General features: G+C 72.9%; 15 protein-coding genes. 13 read left to right on the top strand and 2 right to left on the bottom strand.

Going from position 1 to position 17,705, the window contains the following annotated elements; all coding sequences use genetic code 11:
* The first annotated feature begins 29 nt into the window (after positions 1-29).
* Positions 30-917, top strand: coding sequence for a pyruvate, water dikinase regulatory protein (locus FE634_RS18190; RefSeq protein ID WP_138876693.1), 888 nt, complete (start codon positions 30-32; stop codon positions 915-917).
* On the top strand, positions 914-3,379 hold the full coding sequence (ppsA, locus tag FE634_RS18185) for a phosphoenolpyruvate synthase (RefSeq protein WP_138876692.1): 2,466 nt from the start codon (positions 914-916) through the stop codon (positions 3,377-3,379). Before FE634_RS18190 ends, ppsA begins: the two co-directional genes overlap by 4 nt.
* 30 nt (positions 3,380-3,409) lie before the next feature.
* Here ppsA and FE634_RS18180 read toward each other — a convergent pair whose 3' ends face one another.
* Positions 3,410-4,378, bottom strand: a complete 969-nt coding sequence (locus FE634_RS18180) for a TauD/TfdA dioxygenase family protein (protein WP_138876691.1) — start codon at positions 4,376-4,378, stop codon at positions 3,410-3,412.
* A 123-nt stretch (positions 4,379-4,501) separates the two neighbouring features.
* On the bottom strand, positions 4,502-5,242 hold the full coding sequence (locus FE634_RS18175; protein ID WP_137295290.1) for a GntR family transcriptional regulator: 741 nt from the start codon (positions 5,240-5,242) through the stop codon (positions 4,502-4,504).
* A gap of 146 nt (positions 5,243-5,388) precedes the next feature.
* Between FE634_RS18175 and FE634_RS18170 the strand changes: the two genes are divergently transcribed.
* The 11 genes from FE634_RS18170 to FE634_RS18120 all read left to right on the top strand — a co-directional run bounded on the left by FE634_RS18170 (position 5,389) and on the right by FE634_RS18120 (position 17,700).
* Positions 5,389-6,282 carry a TIM barrel protein gene (locus tag FE634_RS18170; RefSeq protein ID WP_148240846.1) on the top strand — a complete coding sequence of 298 codons (894 nt, stop codon included), beginning with the start codon at positions 5,389-5,391 and terminating at the stop codon, positions 6,280-6,282.
* A 59-nt stretch (positions 6,283-6,341) separates the two neighbouring features.
* Positions 6,342-7,286 carry a 5-dehydro-2-deoxygluconokinase gene (iolC, locus tag FE634_RS18165; protein WP_148241025.1) on the top strand — a complete coding sequence of 315 codons (945 nt, stop codon included), beginning with the start codon at positions 6,342-6,344 and terminating at the stop codon, positions 7,284-7,286.
* Positions 7,283-8,188, top strand: coding sequence for a Cgl0159 family (beta/alpha)8-fold protein (locus FE634_RS18160; protein WP_148240845.1), 906 nt, complete (start codon positions 7,283-7,285; stop codon positions 8,186-8,188). The genes iolC and FE634_RS18160 overlap by 4 nt, the downstream gene beginning before the upstream one ends.
* Entirely contained in the window at positions 8,185-9,099 is a 915-nt protein-coding gene (gene iolB, locus FE634_RS18155) for a 5-deoxy-glucuronate isomerase (RefSeq protein WP_262347483.1), read from the top strand. Before FE634_RS18160 ends, iolB begins: the two co-directional genes overlap by 4 nt.
* On the top strand, positions 9,096-11,054 hold the full coding sequence (iolD, locus tag FE634_RS18150; RefSeq protein ID WP_148240844.1) for a 3D-(3,5/4)-trihydroxycyclohexane-1,2-dione acylhydrolase (decyclizing): 1,959 nt from the start codon (positions 9,096-9,098) through the stop codon (positions 11,052-11,054). Before iolB ends, iolD begins: the two co-directional genes overlap by 4 nt.
* Entirely contained in the window at positions 11,051-12,559 is a 1,509-nt protein-coding gene (locus FE634_RS18145; RefSeq protein ID WP_138876689.1) for a CoA-acylating methylmalonate-semialdehyde dehydrogenase, read from the top strand. The genes iolD and FE634_RS18145 overlap by 4 nt, the downstream gene beginning before the upstream one ends.
* A gap of 29 nt (positions 12,560-12,588) precedes the next feature.
* Positions 12,589-13,551 (top strand): sugar ABC transporter substrate-binding protein, encoded by a 963-nt coding sequence (locus tag FE634_RS18140; protein ID WP_137295285.1) that lies wholly within the window; start codon positions 12,589-12,591, stop codon positions 13,549-13,551.
* An 81-nt stretch (positions 13,552-13,632) separates the two neighbouring features.
* Entirely contained in the window at positions 13,633-14,670 is a 1,038-nt protein-coding gene (locus FE634_RS18135) for an ABC transporter permease (protein WP_138876688.1), read from the top strand.
* Positions 14,667-15,545: an ATP-binding cassette domain-containing protein gene (locus FE634_RS18130; protein ID WP_137295283.1), complete on the top strand. Its 879-nt coding sequence runs from the start codon at positions 14,667-14,669 to the stop codon at positions 15,543-15,545. Before FE634_RS18135 ends, FE634_RS18130 begins: the two co-directional genes overlap by 4 nt.
* Entirely contained in the window at positions 15,542-16,696 is a 1,155-nt protein-coding gene (locus FE634_RS18125) for a Gfo/Idh/MocA family protein (protein WP_262347482.1), read from the top strand. The genes FE634_RS18130 and FE634_RS18125 overlap by 4 nt, the downstream gene beginning before the upstream one ends.
* The gene (locus FE634_RS18120) at positions 16,693-17,700 is read left to right on the top strand and encodes a Gfo/Idh/MocA family oxidoreductase (protein ID WP_222847614.1); all 1,008 of its coding nucleotides are present in this window, start codon (positions 16,693-16,695) and stop codon (positions 17,698-17,700) included. Before FE634_RS18125 ends, FE634_RS18120 begins: the two co-directional genes overlap by 4 nt.
* Positions 17,701-17,705 lie beyond the last annotated feature (5 nt).

Raw genomic sequence — 17,705 nt, 5'->3', positions numbered from 1 at the left:
TTCGACCCCGCGTGCAGCAGAGTGGGCCCATGGTGAGCGAGTCCGGTGCCGGAGCGGGCGTCGTCCCGGTGTTCTTCCTGTCCGACTCGACCGGGATCAGCGCCGAGACGATGGGCAACGCGCTGCTGCTGCAGTTCCCCGACCTCGTCTTCGAGCGGACCACCATCCCGTTCATCACGACGCTGGAGCGGGCCCGCGAGGTCGTGGCCATGCTCGACGCCGCGATGGACGGACCGGTGGCACCGCTGGCGTTCACCACCGCGGCCGAGGACGCGATCCGGGCCGAGCTGGCCCGCACCCGCGCGCCGATCGTCGACTTCTTCGACATGCACATGGAGCGGGTCGAGGGCATCCTGGGCCAGCGCGGCGTCCGTGAGGTCGCCCGGCTGCACGGCGTCGGCGACATCAAGCGCTACAACACCCGGATGGCCGCCGTGGAGTTCACCATCGAGCACGACGACGGGCAGAGCGTGCGCGCCCTCGACCGGGCCGACGTGATCCTGCTGGCGCCGTCGCGCTGCGGCAAGACGCCGACCAGCATGTACCTCGCGCTGCAGCACGGGCTCTTCGTCGCCAACTACCCGCTCGTCGAGGAGGACCTCGAGGACACCCGCCTGCCGCAGCCGGTCCGCGACCACGCCGACCGGTGCTTCGGCATCCTCACCACCGTCGACCGGCTCAGCCGGGTCCGCAACGAGCGACGTCCCGGCTCGAGGTACGCCGAGCCCTCGCAGTGCCGGTGGGAGCTGCGCCGCGCCAAGGACCTCTTCGCGGCCCACCGCGTCCCGGCGATCGACTCCTCGACGAAGTCGGTCGAGGAGATGGCGGCGCTGATCCTGCAGACCCTCAAGAAGAACGGCGGTGTCCCGAGCCGACAGGCGGCCCGGGCGACGCGGACACCAGGAGGCACCTCGTGAACGACAGCACCAGCACCGACGCCGGTGGATCGACCGGTGGACCGACCGGCGGACCGGTCAACGTCCGGTGGTTCTCCACCCTCGGCCTGGGCGACCTGGAGCAGGTCGGCGGGAAGAACGCCTCGCTCGGCGAGATGGTGTCGCACCTGACCGACCTCGGCGTCCGGGTGCCCGACGGGTTCGCGACGACGGCCGACGCCTTCCACCGCTTCATCGCCACCGACGTCGACGGCAGCGGGGGGCTGGCCGAGCGGATCTCCGGGCTGCTCGACGGGCTCGACACCGACGACGTCCGCCGGCTCGCGGAGGTGGGCGCCGAGATCCGCGGTGCCGTCGTCGGACAGCCGTTCCCGGAGGACCTCGAGGCCGAGGTCCGCGCGGCCTACGACCAGCTCGTCGCCGACTCCGGTGGCCCCGACGGCACCGCGTCGTTCGCGGTGCGCTCCTCGGCGACCGCCGAGGACCTGCCCGACGCCTCGTTCGCCGGCCAGCAGGAGACGTTCCTCAACGTGCGCGGCATCGACGCGGTGCTGCACGCGATCCGCGAGGTCTTCGCCTCCCTCTACAACGACCGCGCGATCGCCTACCGGGTGCACCACGGCTTCGCCCACGACGACGTCGGGCTGTCGGCCGGCGTGCAGCGGATGGTGCGCTCCGACATCGGCTCCTCGGGCGTCATGTTCACCATGGACACCGAGTCCGGCTTCCGCGACGCCGTCTTCATCACCTCCGCCTACGGGCTGGGGGAGGGCGTCGTCCAGGGTGCGGTGAACCCCGACGAGTTCTACGTCTACAAGCCCGCGCTGCGCGCCGGGCGGCCCGCCGTGCTCAAGCGCGGCGTCGGCGGCAAGGCGACCAAGATGGTCTACACCGCCGACGAGACGGTCGGGCGCACCACCGAGTTCGTCGACGTCGAGCCCGCCGACAGCCGGCTGCTCAGCCTCACCGACGCCGAGGTCGAGGAGCTGGCCCGGCACGCCCTGGTCATCGAGGACCACTACGGCCGCCCGATGGACATCGAGTGGGGCAAGGACGGCGTCGACGGCCGGCTCTACGTGCTCCAGGCCCGGCCCGAGACCGTCGAGTCGCGCCGCGGTGGCGCGCTCGAGCGGTTCGCCATGGACGAGTCCGGACCGGTGCTCGTCGAGGGGCGCGCGATCGGGCAGAAGATCGGCGCCGGACCCGTGCGCGTGCTGCGCACCGTCGAGCAGATGCACGAGTTCTGTGAGGGCGAGGTGCTCGTCGCCGACATGACCGACCCCGACTGGGAGCCGATCATGAAGCGCGCCTCGGCCATCGTCACCAACCGCGGCGGGCGCACCTGCCACGCCGCGATCATCGCCCGCGAGCTCGGCATCCCCGCCGTCGTCGGGTCGGGCAACGGCACCAAGGAGCTCGCCGACGGTCGCGAGGTCACCGTGTCCTGCGCCGAGGGCGACACCGGCCTGGTCTACGACGGCATCCTCGACTTCACCGTCGAACGCACCGAGCTCTCGGAGATGCCCGACCTGCCGGTGAAGATCATGATGAACGTCGGGACGCCCGAGCAGGCCTTCTCGTTCGCGCAGCTGCCGCACCGGGGGGTCGGCCTGGCCCGGCTCGAGTTCATCATCAACCGCCAGATCGGCATCCACCCGAAGGCGCTGCTCGACCTGGCCCGCGACCCCGACTCCCTCGACGCGGACCTGCGCCAGGAGATCTCCGAGACGATCGCGGCCTACCCCGGCCCGCGCGAGTTCTTCGTGCAGCGCGTCGCGGAGGGGATCAGCATGCTCGGCGCCGCGTTCGCGCCGTACCCGGTGATCGTGCGGATGTCGGACTTCAAGTCCAACGAGTACGCCAACCTCGTCGGCGGGGAGCTCTACGAGCCGCACGAGGAGAACCCGATGATCGGCTACCGCGGCGCCGCGCGGTACCTGTCGCCGGACTTCGCGGAGTGCTTCACGATGGAGTGCGAGGCCATCAAGCACGTGCGCGAGGAGATGGGCCTGACGAACATCTGGGTGATGATCCCGTTCGTCCGCACCGTCAGGGAGGCGCGCGGCGTCATCGACCTGCTGGCCCAGCACGGCCTGGTCCGGGGCGAGAACGACCTCAAGGTCGTGATGATGTGCGAGGTCCCGTCGAACGCCGTGATCGCCGAGCAGTTCCTCGAGCACTTCGACGGCTTCTCGATCGGCTCCAACGACATGACGCAGCTGACCCTCGGCCTCGACCGCGACTCGGCGCTGGTCTCCGAGGGCTTCGACGAGCGCGACCCGGCCGTGCTGCACATGCTCGACCTCGCCATCACCGCCTGCCGCGCCCAGGGCAAGTACGTCGGCATCTGCGGCCAGGGGCCCTCGGACCACCCCGAGCTCGCCGAGTGGCTGCTCGAGCGGGGCATCGAGTCGATGTCGCTCAACCCCGACACCGTCGTCCCGACCTGGCTGCGGCTGGCGAAGGTGGCCGGCGGCTCCTGAGCGGCGCGGGCCGCCCGGGCCGCGGACCGGTCAGGAGATGAGCTCGTCGAGGCGCGAGTAGGCCTCGGCGTCGCCGCGCAGCACCCGGCTGCGCTCGCCGCCGATGCTGACCGGGACGTCGCCGGCGACGGTGATCCGGCGCATCTCGCGGTACTGCGTGCCGAAGTCGGCGACGGCGTAGTGCTGGGTGGCGCGGTTGTCCCACATGGCGACGTCCCCGGGCTGCCAGACCCAGCGCAGGGTGTTCTCGAGCTTGGTGATCCGGTTCTGCAGCAGCGTGAAGATGGCGGTCGACTCGGCGGAGTTCAGGCCGGTGAAGTGCTTGACGAAGTGGCCGAGCGTCAGCGAGCGCTCGCCGGTCTCGGGGTGCACGCGCACGACGGGGTGCTCGGTCTCGAAGAGCTGGGCGGCGAAGTCGGCGCGGCTGTAGTTGGCGTCCGGCTCCTCGGACTCCTCGTCGCGCTGGGCGTAGTCGTAGCTGTTGGTGTGCACCGCCCACAGGTCCTCGACCAGGGCCCGGAGCGACGGCGTGAGCGCCTCGTAGGCCGCGACCGTGTTGGCCCAGACCGTGTTGCCGCCGTACGGCGGGAGGTGGATCGCGCGCAGCACGCTGATCGCCGGCACCCGGTCGACGAAGGTGACGTCGGTGTGCCAGGCGTTCGCGGCCATGCCCTTGTCGGCGGTGACCTTGAAGATCCGCTTGCTCCCGGTGTTGACCGTCGGGTGCGCGGTGGTGAGCGGGCCCATCCGCTCGGCGAAGGCCTGGTGGCTGTCGTCGTCGAGGTGGTCCTGGCCGCGGAAGAAGACGACCTTGTGCCGCAGCAGCGCCGCCCGGACCTCGGCCACGGTGCCGGCGTCGAGGTCGCCCCCGAGGCGGACGCCGTCGATGCGGGCGCCGATCCGCGCGCCGAGCTGGTGCACCTCGACGCCGGGGGCGGAGGTCGCGCGGGTGGCCGGGCGGGTCGGGGCGAGGTCGCGGTGCTCGAGGGTGCTGGTCATCGGTGACTCCTGGGTCGCGGGGCACGGGGGAAGTCCCATATACGAGTGAGGAGATAAACTTACAGCAAACAGTGTGGAAAGCCGGTACGCCCGGCGCGGACGACGCCAGGGGCGTCGCCGCGCTCAGCGCTCGACGAGCGTCAGGTCGAACGAGTAGAGCTCGGGCCGGTAGGCGTGCCGGCCGAACTCGACGGCCTGGCCGGCGTCGTCGTAGGCCGTGCGCTGCATGGTCAGCAGCGGGGAGCCGCGGCGCTCGCCGAGCCGGGTGGCCTCCGCGGTGGTGGCGCGCCGGCACCCGATGCGCTGCCGCGCGACCCGGATGAGGATCCCCGAGCGGCGCAGCGTCGCGTAGAGGCCGTCGTGCTCCAGGTCGGCGCCGTCGAGGTCGACCAGGCCGATCGGGAGGTAGTTGCACATCAGCGCGAGGGGCTCGTCGCCGACGAAGCGCAGCCGCTCCAGCGACCAGACCTCGGCGCCCTCGGCGACCTGGAGCTCCTGGGCGGTCTCCTCGTCGGCGGGGGAGCGGCGCAGGTGCAGGATCTCGGTGCGCGGCTCCTGGCCGGCGCGGGTGAGGTCGTCGTAGAGGCTGGTCAGCTCGACCGAGCGGCGGACCTTGCCGTGCACGACCTGGGTGCCCACGCCGCGCTTGCGCACGAGCATCCCCTTGTCGACGAGGGTCTGGATCGCCTGGCGCATCGTCGGCCGGGACAGGCCGAGGTCGCGGGCGAGGTCGACCTCGTTGTCGATCCGGTCGCCCGGCGCGATCGTGCCGGAGAGGATCGCCTCCTCGAACTGCTCGGCCACCTGGAAGTACAACGGGATCGGGCTGGAGCGGTCGAGGGTGATCGCGGGGCGGCCGGGCATGGGCGGATCGTAACCCCTCCAGGTCAGGACAATTTAATGTCAGGACAAACGCTTGACAGCGTGGTGTGACTGTCGACACACTCGGCTGGGTCGAGCATATGTCACGACAAACCGCGCCGCTTGGCATCTCCGAGAGAAGGTCCCGCATGTCCCTCAGCCCCGCCTCCCGCATCGCCGGAGCCCCGATCTCCTGGGGCGTCTGCGAGGTGCCCGGCTGGGGCCTGCAGCTGCCCGCCGACCGCGTCCTGTCGGAGATGCGCGAGCTGGGACTGGGCGCCACGGAGTTCGGGCCCGACGGGTTCCTCCCCGACGAGCCGCAGGCCAGGGCCGCCGTCCTCGGGGGCTTCGGGCTGCAGGCGGTCGGTGGGTTCGTGCCGGTGCTGCTCCACGACGTCGGCCACGACCCGCTGCCCGAGGTCGACGCCTTCATCGACGCCTGCCTGGCCGCCGGCGCCTCGACCGTGGTGCTGGCCGCGACCACCGGCCGGGACGGCTACGACGCCCGCCCAGTCCTCGACGACGTGCAGTGGAAGACCCTGCTCGCCAACCTCGACCGCCTCGCCGACCACGCCGAGGCGCGTGGCGTCGTCGCCGTCGTGCACCCCCACATGGGCACGATGGTCGAGGACGCCGACGACGTGCAGCGGGTGCTCGACGGCTCGCACATCGGGCTCTGCGTCGACACCGGCCACCTCGTCGCCGCCGGCGCCGACCCGGTCGCGATCACCCTGGCCCACACCGCACGCGTCGGCCACGTGCACCTCAAGGACGTCGACGCCGCGCAGGCCGCCCGCGTGCTGGCCGGCGAGATCACCTTCTCCGACGCGGTCCGCGAGGGGCTGTGGACCGTGCTCGGCGAGGGCTCGGTCGACGTGCTCGCGATGATCGAGGCGCTCGAGGGCGCCGGCTACCGGGGCTGGTACGTGCTCGAGCAGGACCTGATGCTCAGCGGCGAGCCCGAGGGCGAGGGCCCGGTCGCCGACGTGCGCCGCTGCCTGGCCTACGTCGAGGCCGCGCTCGAGAGGACGGCGCGCGCGTGAGCGACCCCGATCCCACGACCGGCCCCACGACCGACCCCACGCCGTTCGAGCTGGTGACGATGGGCCGCGTCGGCGTCGACCTCTACCCGCTGCAGGTCGGCGTCCCGCTCGAGGACGTGACGTCGTTCGGCAAGTACCTCGGCGGCAGCTCGACCAACGTCGCCGTCGCGGCCTCCCGCCTCGGTCACCGCGCCGCGACCATCACCCGCACCGGCGAGGACCCGTTCGGCCGGTTCGTGCACCGCGCGCTCCGCGGCTTCGGCGTCGACGACCGCTGGGTCACCGCGGTCGACCACCTGCCCACCCCGGTCGTGTTCTGCGAGATCTTCCCGCCCGACGACTTCCCGCTCTACTTCTACCGCTTCCCGACCGCCCCCGACCTCGAGATCCACGCCGACGAGCTCGACCTCGACGCGATCGCCGCGGCCGAGGTCTTCTGGACGACGGTCACCGGCCTGTCGCGCCAGCCCAGCCGCGACGCGCACCTCACCGCCCTCGCCGCCCGGTCGACCCGGCCGGCGGGCGGTCGGGTCGCCGCCACCGTGCTCGACCTCGACTACCGCCCGATGTTCTGGGACACCGAGGCCGAGGCCACCGCCGCCATCGCCCGGGCGCTGCCGCACGCCACGGTCGCGGTCGGCAACCGCGAGGAGTGCCGGGTCGCGGTCGGCGAGAGCGAGCCGCGGGCCGCCGCGGCCGCCCTGCACGCCGCCGGCGTCGACCTCGCCGTCGTCAAGCAGGGACCCGACGGCGTGCTCGGCAGCCGCCGCCACCCCGACGGCCGTGTCGAGCAGGTCGTCGTCCCCCCCGTCCCGGTCGACGTCGTCAACGGCCTCGGCGCGGGCGACGCCTTCGGCGGCGCCCTCGTGCACGGGCTGCTCACGGGGCTCGGCCTCCGTGACACCCTCACCCTCGCGAACGGTGCCGGCTCCTACGTGGCCGGGCAGCTCTCCTGCGCCGACGCGATGCCCACCCTCACCGAGCTCACGGAGTACCTCTCATGACTGCCCCCACGAGCGTCACGCCCGACGACGTCCGACGCATCGTCGAGACGCGGGTCGGCGACCCCGGACGGATCGCCGCGCTCGCCGCGGCCCGGCGCAGGCCGGCGGGCCTCGTCGGCCCCACCGGGCGGCTGATGCTGATCGCCGCCGACCACCCGGCCCGGGGCGCGCTGCGGGCCGGCGACGACCCGCTCGCCATGGGCAACCGGCTCGAGCTGCTCGACCGGATGGTCCGTGCCCTCGCCCGGCCCGGTGTCGACGGCGTCCTCGGCACCTCCGACGTCCTGGAGGACCTGCTGCTGCTCGGTGCCCTCGACGACAAGGTCGTGATCGGCTCGATGAACCGCGGCGGCCTGGCCGGCAGCGTGTTCGAGATGGACGACCGGTTCACCGGTCACGACGCCGCGGGGATCGCCGCCGCCGGCTACCAGGGCGGCAAGATGCTGATGCGCATCGACCCCGACGACCCCGCGACGGTCCGGACCATGGAGGCCTGCGCGCAGGCGGTCGGCCAGCTGGCCGAGCGCGGCCTGATGGCGATGGTCGAGCCCTTCCTCTCCTACCGCGAGCCGGCCGGGCCCGGCGGCCGGGTGCGCAACCTGCTCACCGCCGAGGCCGTCGTGCGCTCGGCGACCGTCGCCGCGGGGCTGGCGCCGACGTCGGCCCACACCTGGCTCAAGCTGCCGGTGATCGACGACATGGAGCCGGTGCTCGCCGCCACCACGCTGCCGGTGCTGCTGCTCGGCGGCGAGGTCGGCGCCGACCAGGACGCCCAGCTCGCGAGCTGGCGCAAGGCGCTGACCAACCCGGTCGTGCGCGGCATGGTCGTCGGCCGGTCGCTGCTCTTCCCGCCCGGCGGCGACGTCGAGGCCGCCGTCGACGCGACCGTGGAGATGATGTGAGCCTCCCCGCCCCTGCCTCCGGCCTCGGCCTGGTGGTCCGCGACGGCGAGTCCGCCCGCGGGCCGTGGGCCCTCGACATCGACCCCGAGCGGGCCGGGTGGGGCCACAGCGGGCTGCGGGTGCTCGCCCTCGACGCCGGCGCCGAGCACACCTTCGCCACCGGCGACAGCGAGGTCGTCGTCCTGGCCCTGGCCGGCTCGGCGAGCGTCACCGTCGACGGCACCACGTTCGAGCTCGCCGGGCGGGCCTCGGTCTTCGCCGGCCCGAGCGACGTCGTCTACGCGCCGCGGGACGGCGAGGTCACCGTCGCCAGCGCCGCGGGCGGCCGCTTCGCGCTCTGCGCCGCCCGCTGCGAGCGGCGCCTCGACCCGGTCCACCTGCCCGCCGCCGACGTCCCGGTCGAGCTGCGCGGCGCCGGGCGGGCCAGCCGCCAGGTGCACAACTTCGGCGTGCCCGGCGTGCTCGACGCCGACCGGGTCATCGCCTGCGAGGTGCTCACGCCCGGCGGCAACTGGTCGTCGTGGCCGCCGCACAAGCACGACGAGGAGCGCCCCGTCGAGGACGGCGGCGGCGAGACCCGGCTGGAGGAGATCTACTACTTCGAGGTCGCGGCCGGGCCCGACGGCGCCGGCCCCGGCCTCGGGTTCCAGCGGGTCTACGGCCACGCGGACGCCGAGATCGACGTGACCACCGAGGTGCGCACCGGCGACACCGTGCTGGTGCCGCACGGCTGGCACGGTCCCTCGGTCGCCGCCCCCGGCTACGACCTGTACTACCTCAACGTGATGGCCGGCCCCGGTGCCGAGCGGGCCTGGCGGATCTGCGACGACCCCGCCCACACCTGGGTCCGCGACGCGTGGGCGCAGGAGGAGATCGACCCCCGGCTGCCCTTCGGGAAGGAGACCCGATGACCACCCGACTCACCGTCGCCCAGGCGCTCGTGCGCTTCCTGGAGGCGCAGCACGTCGAGCGCGACGGCGTCCGGACGCCGTTCTTCACCGGCTGCTGGGGCATCTTCGGCCACGGCAACGTCGCCGGCGTCGGCCAGGCCCTCCTCCAGCACGAGGTCGCCGGTGGACGGCTGCGCTACCTCCAGGGCCGCAACGAGCAGGCGATGGTGCACGCCGCGGTCGGCTACGCCCGGCACCGCGACCGCACCGCGGCGATGGCCGTCACCGCCTCCGTCGGCCCCGGTGCCACCAACATGCTCACCGGTGCCGCGCTCGCCACGATCAACCGGCTCCCGGTGCTGCTGCTCCCGGGCGACACCTTCGCCACCCGCGTCGCCCAGCCGGTGCTCCAGGAGCTCGAGTCCCCGTCCGCCGGCGACGTGTCGGTCAACGACGCGTTCCGTCCGGTCTCGGCCTACTTCGACCGCGTCGACCGCCCCGAGCAGCTCGCCTCGGCGCTGCTCGGTGCCACCCGCGTGCTCGTCGACCCGGCCCTGACCGGCGCCGTCACGATCGCGCTGCCGCAGGACGTGCAGGCCGAGGCGCACGACTGGCCCGACGAGCTCTTCGCCGAGCGCACCTGGCACCTGGCGCGCCCGGTGCCCGAGCCGGCCGCCCTCCAGCGCGCCCTCGACGTGGTCCGCGGCGCGCGTCGTCCGCTCGTGGTCGCCGGCGGCGGCGTGCTCTACAGCGGTGCGGACGCCGCCCTGCGCGCCTTCGCCGAGGCGAGCGGCGTCCCCGTCGCCGAGACCCAGGCCGGGAAGGGCTCGCTGCCCCACGACCACCCGCAGGCCCTCGGCGCGATCGGGGCCACGGGCACCACGGCCGCCGACGCGCTCGCGAACGACGCCGACGTCGTCATCGGGATCGGCACCCGCTACAGCGACTTCACCACCGCCTCCCGCACCGTCTTCGCCGAGGGCGCGCGGTTCGTCAACGTCAACGTCTCGGCCTTCGACGCCCACAAGCTCTCGGCCACCTCCGTCGTGGCCGACGCCCGCGAGGCGCTCGTCGCGCTCACCGCGGGCCTCGACGGCTGGACGGCGCCCGCGGAGCACACCGCCCGGGCCACCGCGCTCGCCCAGGAGTGGGACCGGGTCGTCGAGGCCGCCTACACCGGACCGGCGCCCGCCACCGACGGCCGGCTCGTGCAGTCGCAGGTGATCGGCGTCGTCAACGAGACCACCGACCCGCGCGACGTCGTGGTCTGCGCGGCCGGCTCCATGCCCGGCGACCTCCACAAGCTGTGGCGCACCCGTGATCGCAAGGGCTACCACGTCGAGTACGGGTTCTCCTGCATGGGCTACGAGGTGGCCGGCGGCCTCGGCGTCAAGATGGCCGCGCTCGACGAGGTCGAGGCCGGCCTGGCCGACGACCGCGACGTCGTGGTCATGGTCGGCGACGGCTCCTGGCTGATGATGAGCAGCGAGCTGGTCACCGCCGTCGCCGAGGGCGTCAAGCTCATCGTCGTCCTGGTGCAGAACCACGGCTTCGCCTCCATCGGCGCGCTGTCGGAGTCGCTCGGCTCGCAGCGCTTCGGCACCCGCTACCGCCGGCGCACGGCGTCCGGGCTCGACGGCGACCTGCTGCCGGTCGACCTGGCCGCGAACGCCGCCAGCCTCGGCGCCGACGTGCTGCGCGCGGCGACGATCGAGGAGCTGCGCGAGGCCGTCCTCGCCGCGCGGGCGTCGACCCGCACCACCGTCATCCACGTCGAGACCGACCCGCTCGTGCCCGCGCCCGACAGCCCCGCCTGGTGGGACGTGCCGGTCGCCGAGGTCTCCGAGCTCGCCTCCACCCAGGAGGCGCGGGCGGCCTACGAGAAGCACAAGACCGACCAGCGCCACCACCTGACCCCGGCCCCGGCACCCACCACCGGGCGCGACCGGGCCTCCCTGCCGAAGGACCCCTCATGAGCGACCTCCCCGTCCACGACCACTGGATCGACGGCCGGCCCACCGCGGGCACGGACCAGCAGCGCCTCGGTGACGTCTTCGACCCGGCCACCGGGCAGGCGCGCAGCCGGGTCCGCCTGGCCGGCGTCGCCGACGTCGACGCCGCCGTGGCCGCCGCCCGCGCCGCCGCCACCACCTGGTCCGAGACGTCGGTGACCGCCCGCTCGCGGGTGATGTTCACCTTCCGCGAGCTGCTGGTGCAGCACGAGGACGAGCTGGCCGCGGTCATCTCCGCCGAGCACGGCAAGACCCTCGACGACGCCCGCGGCGAGGTGGTCCGCGGCCGCGAGGTCGTCGAGTTCGCGTGCGGCATCCCGCAGCTGCTCAAGGGCGACTTCAACGACCAGGTCTCGGCCGGCGTCGACTCCCACTCGTTCCGGCAGCCGCTCGGCGTCGTCGCCGGCATCACGCCGTTCAACTTCCCGATCATGGTGCCGCTGTGGATGCACCCGGTCGCGATCGCCTGCGGCAACACCTTCGTGCTCAAGCCGTCCGAGCGCGTGCCCGGCGCCTCCGACCTCGTCGCCCGCCTCTACCAGCAGGCCGGCCTGCCCGACGGCGTCTTCAACGTCGTGCACGGCGACAAGGTCGCGGTCGACGCGCTGCTCGAGCACCCCGACGTCGACGCGGTCTCGTTCGTCGGCTCCACGCCGATCGCCCGCCACGTCCACGAGGGCGCAAGCCGCACCGGCAAGCGGGTGCAGGCCCTCGGCGGCGCGAAGAACCACGCCGTCGTGATGCCCGACGCCGACCTCGACTTCGCCGCCGACCACATCGTCGCGGCCGGCTACGGCTCCGCCGGGCAGCGCTGCATGGCGATCTCGGCCGTCGTCGCGGTGGGCCCGGCCGCCGACACCCTCGTCGACAAGATCCGCGAGCGCACCGTCGACCTGACCGTCGGCCCGGGCAGCCGGGCCGGCGTCGACATGGGCCCGGTCATCACCCGCGCCTCCCGCGACCGGATCGTCGACTTCGTCGGCCAGGCCGAGGACGCCGGCGCGAAGGTCGTCGTCGACGGCCGCGACCTGGTGGTCGAGGGCCACGAGGGCGGCTTCTTCGTCGGCCCCACCCTGGTCGACCACGCCACCACCGAGATGTCGGTCTACACCGACGAGATCTTCGGTCCGCTGCTCACCGTCCTGCGCGTGGCGACCCTCGACGAGGCGATCGAGCTGATCAACGCCAACCCCTTCGGCAACGGCACCGCGGTGTTCACGTCGTCGGGTGAGGTGGGTCGCTCCTTCCAGAGACGCGTCAAGGTCGGCATGATCGGGGTGAACGTCCCGGTCCCGGTCCCGATGGCCTTCCACTCGTTCGGCGGGTGGAAGGACTCGATGTTCGGCGACCACCACATGCACGGGCCCGAGGGGGTCCGGTTCTACACGCAGGCCAAGGTGGTCACCACGCGGTGGCCCCACGTGAGCGAGGAGTCGCTCGCCCAGCTCAACTTCCCGACGGCACAGTGACGCCGGGACCGAGGAGAAGGAAGCACCACATGAAGAAGCTCACCACGGTGGCCGCGCTCGCGCTGGCCGCCACGACCCTGGCCGCGTGCAGCGGCACGGGCGACGAGGAGAAGCAGGAGGAGGTCGCGTCCAGCGACCTCACCTACGCGGTGATCACCCACAGCTCCTCGGGCGACGCCTTCTGGGACCGGGTGAAGTCCGGTGCCGAGAAGGCCGGGACCGACTACGGCGTCTCGGTCAACTACTCCTCGGACCCCGACCCGGCCAAGCAGGCCCAGCTGATCGACGGCGCCGTCGCCGACGAGGTCGACGGGATCGTGGTCTCGATGGCCAACCCCGACGGCCTCGAGACCAGCATCAAGGACGCGGTCGCCGCGGGCATCCCCGTGGTCACCATCAACTCCGGCGTCGACCGGTTCGCCGAGTTCGGCGCGATCACCCACATCGGGCAGAGCGAGACCATCGCCGGCGCGGCGGTGGGCGAGCAGCTGAACGAGGACGGCCTGACCAAGGCCATCTGCGTGATCCAGGAGGCCGGCAACGTGGGGCTCGAGGAGCGGTGCGCCGCAGCCGCGGACAGCTTCGACGGCGACATGGAGAACCTCCAGGTCGACGGCACCGACGACAGCGCGGTGCAGGCCAGCATCACCTCCAAGCTCCAGGCCGAGCCCGACATCGACGGGGTGCTCACCCTCGGCGGCCAGTACGCCATCGACGCGGTCGGTGCGGTCGAGGAGTCCGGCTCCGAGGCGCAGGTCGCGACCTTCGACCTCAACGAGGACGTCGTCGCCGGCGTCGAGGACGGATCCATCCTCTTCGCCGTCGACCAGCAGCCCTACGTCCAGGGCTTCCTCGGCGTCACCACGCTCTACCTCAAGTCGATCAACGGCAACGACGTGGGCGGCGGCCAGCCGATCAACTCCGGCCCGGCCTTCGTCACGAAGGAGAACGCCGCCGAGGTCGCCGGGTTCGCCGCCAACGGCACCCGCTGACCGTTCCACCACGGCCTCGTCGAGGCCTGTCGCAGCACGGCATCCCCGCCACACCGAGCACGTCCGAACCCGGGAGTAGTCATGGCCACAGCCATCGCGGTCGACGAGCGCGTCGCGCGCACCTCGACCCTGACACGCGTGATGAAGCGACCAGAGGTCGGCGCCCTCAGCGCCGCGATCGTCATCTTCGTCTTCTTCGCGCTCACCACCGACGTGTTCGCCACCGGCAGGGGAGCCAGCACCTGGCTGCAGCAGGCCTCGACGGTCGGCATCATGGCCGTCGCGGTCGCCCTGCTGATGATCGGTGGTGAGTTCGACCTGTCGGCCGGCGCCATCACCGGCTTCACCGGGCTGGTCGTCGGCGTCCTCACCCGCGAGTACGGCGTCAACATCTTCGCCGCGATCCTCATCTCGCTGGCGCTGGCGCTGCTGATCGGGGCGGTGAACGGCGTCCTGGTGATGAAGACCGGGCTGCCCAGCTTCATCGTCACCCTCGGCACGTTCTTCGTGCTGCAGGGGATCGACCTGGCCGGCACCAAGGCGCTGATCGGGCAGGTCGCCATCCAGGGCATGTCGAAGGTGCCCTACTACGACCAGGCCAAGACCATCTTCGGCTCGACGCCGCTGACGATCGACGGCGGCGGGATCTACGTCTCGGTGTTCTGGTGGCTCGGGGTCACCGCGGTGGCGACCTGGGTGCTGCTGCGCACCCGGGCCGGCAACTGGATCTTCGCCGTCGGTGGCGCGGTCACCGCCGCCCGCCAGGTCGGCGTCCCGGTCTTCCGCACCAAGGTCGGTCTCTTCATGACCACCGCCGGCGCGGGCTGGCTGGTCGGCATGCTGCTGCTGTTCCGCACCTCGACGGTGCAGAGCAACACCGGTGTCGGCCAGGAGTTCATCTACATCATCTGCGCCGTCGTCGGGGGCTGCCTGATGACCGGCGGCTACGGCTCGGCCATCGGGGCCGCGCTCGGGGCCCTGATCTACGGCATGGTCAACCAGGGGATCGTCTACGCCGGGTGGGACAACAACTGGCTCAAGGCCTTCCTCGGCGTCATGCTCCTCGGCGCGGTGCTGCTCAACGAGTGGGTCCGCAAGCGGGCGGAGACGAGCCGATGACCGACCTCGACAAGACCGACCGCACGCCTCCCGCGGGCGGCCACGCCCGCAGCCACCAGGGCGAGGCCCTCGTGGAGGTGCGCGCCATCGGCAAGCGCTACGGCAACATCATCGCGCTCAGCGACGTCTCGACCGTCGTCCGGGCCGGCGAGGTCACCTGCGTCCTCGGCGACAACGGCGCCGGCAAGTCGACGTTCATCAAGATCCTCGCCGGAGCGCACTCCCACAGCGACGGCACCATGGTCGTCGCCGGCGAGGAGAAGGAGCTCTCCAGCCCGCGCGAGGCGCTCGACCTCGGCATCGCGACCGTCTACCAGGACCTGGCGGTCGTCTCGCTGATGCCGGTGTGGCGCAACTTCTTCCTCGGCAGCGAGCTGACCCGGGGCTTCGGCCCGATCAAGCGCCTCGACATCCCGGCGATGAAGAAGATCGCCAAGGCCGAGCTCGCCGCCATGGGCATCGACCTCCGCGACGTCGACCAGCCGATCGGCACGCTCTCGGGCGGCGAGCGGCAGTGCGTCGCCATCGCCCGCGCGGTCTACTTCGGCGCCAAGGTGCTCATCCTCGACGAGCCGACGGCCGCGCTCGGCGTCAAGCAGTCGGGCGTCGTGCTGAAGTACATCGCCGCCGCGCGCGACCGCGGGCTCGGCGTCGTCTTCATCACCCACAACCCGCACCACGCCTACCCGGTGGGCGACCGGTTCCTGATCCTGCGCCGCGGCAAGAGCATGGGCGACTTCCCCAAGGCCGAGCTGGCCCTCGACGACCTGGTCTCCATGATGGCCGGCGGTGCCGAGCTGGCCTCGCTCGTGCACGAGCTCGAGCGCTCCGAGGCCGGTGCCGACATCGCCGCGGAGATGCAGGTGGAGCAGTGAGCGACCGCGAGCTGCGCGTCGGCGTCGTCGGGCTGGGCTGGATGGGGCAGGTCCACGCCCGCAGCCTGACCCGGCTCGCCCACCACTACCCGGGTCTGGGCCTGCGGCCCCGGCTGGTCGCGGTGGCCGACACCGCGACCGACGAGCGGACCTCCGCCGCGGTGGCGGCGTACGGCTTCGAGGAGCGCACCGACGACTGGCGCGAGCTGGTCGCGCGCGAGGACCTCGACCTGGTCTGCGTCACCGGCCCCAACTTCATCCACCGCGACGTCGGCGTCGCGGTGGCCGCGAGCGGCAAGCACCTGTGGATCGAGAAGCCCGCCGGCCGCAACGCCGCGGAGACCCGCGAGATCGCCGACGCCGTCGTCGCCGCCGGGGTGCAGTCGGCGGCCGGCTTCAACTACCGCAACGCCCCCGCCGTCGAGCGGGCCCGCGCGCTGGTCGCGGCCGGCCGGATCGGCACCGTCGAGCACACCAGCATCCGCTTCCTCGCCGACTACGCCGCGCACCCCGACGGGGCGCTGTCGTGGCGCTTCGCGAACGAGCACGCCGGCAGCGGCGTCCTGGGCGACCTCGTCAGCCACGCCGTCGACCTCGGCCGCTACGTGGTCGGCGAGCCGGCCGAGCTCGTGGTCGATCGAGCGACGTTCATCCCGCAGCGGCCCCAGGCCGTCGCCGGCGCCCGGCACTTCGAGCGCGGCAGCGGCGCGATGGGCGACGTCGAGAACGAGGACTACGTCAGCGCCCTGCTCCGCTTCGCCGACGGCTCGCGCGGGGTGCTCGAGTCCAGCCGCGTCGCGGTGGGGGAGCAGTGCACCTACGGCATCGAGGTGCACGGCACGACCGGTGCCGTCGCCTGGGACTTCCGCCGGATGGGCGAGCTGCGCGTCTGCCTCGACCAGGACTACCAGGACGGCGCCTGGGCCACCGAGCTCATGACGCCGGCGCACGGCGAGCTCGGGGCGTTCCAGCCCGGCACCGGGATCGCGATGAGCTACGACGACCTCAAGGTCATCGAGGCCCACCGCCTGCTGGAGTCGATCCGCACCGGCACGCCGGTGGGCGCCACGATCCACGACGCCCTGGTGGCCGCCGAGATCGTCGAGGCGATGGTCGCGTCGGCCGACGAGCGCCGGTGGGTGACGCTGTGAACGCGTCCGCCGCCCCGCTGCGGGTCGGCGTCATCGGCGCCGGCGCCATGGGCGCCTCCCACGTCCGCACCCTGACGACCGCCGTCCCGGGCGCCGTGGTCACCGAGGTCTTCGACCCCGACACCGAGCGCGCGAGGTCCGTGGTCGGCCCCGGCGGTCGCGCGGCGTCGTCCGCGGAGGACCTGATCGCCTCGGCCGAGGTGGACGCCGTCGTCATCGCCTCCCCGGACCTCACCCACGCCGCGCTCGCCGTCCGGTGCCTCGAGGCCGGGAAGCCGACCCTGTGCGAGAAGCCGCTGGCCCTCACCGCCGCCGAGGCCCGCACGGTCGTCGACGCCGAGGTCGCCGGCGGGCGACGTCTCGTGCAGCTCGGCTTCATGCGCCGCTTCGACCCCGGCTTCGTCGCGCTGCGCGACGCCGTCGTCGACGGCAGCGTCGGCCGGGTGCGGGTCGTGCACGCCGTGCACCGCAACGCCTCGAGCTCCACCAGCACCGACGACGCCGGCCTGGTGACCGGCTCGATGGTCCACGAGCTCGACACGATCCCGTGGCTGCTCGACGACCCGCTGGTGGCGATCCGGGTCGAGTCGCCGGTCACCACCGGCTTCCGCGACCCCCAGCTGGCGACCCTGTGGACCCGCGGCGGGGTGATGGCGACCGTCGAGGTCTTCGTCAACGCCGCGTACGGCTACGACGTCCGGTGCGAGGTCGTCGGCACGGCCGGCTCGGCCTCGTTGGAGCCAACCACGCCGATCCGGCTGCGCTCGGCCGGGGTCGACGGCGTCGCGGTGCGCGACGACTTCGTCGCCCACTTCACCGAGGCCTACCGCCACGAGCTCGGCGCGTGGGTCCGGGCGGCCGCCACGGGTGGTGTCGCGTCGTCCGCGCCGTCGGCGTGGGACGGCTACGTCGCCAACGTCGCGGCCGCGGCCGGCGTCGCCTCCCTCGGCTCCGGCGTCCGCGAGGACGTCACCCCGGGTGAGCGCCCGGCGCTGTACGCCTGACTCCT

Source organism: Nocardioides sp. S-1144 (assembly GCF_005954645.2).
GTDB classification, from domain to species: Bacteria; Actinomycetota; Actinomycetes; order Propionibacteriales; family Nocardioidaceae; genus Nocardioides; species Nocardioides dongxiaopingii.
The sequence above is the reverse complement of the archived record's forward strand: the minus strand, read 5'-3'. Positions and strand labels throughout refer to the sequence as shown.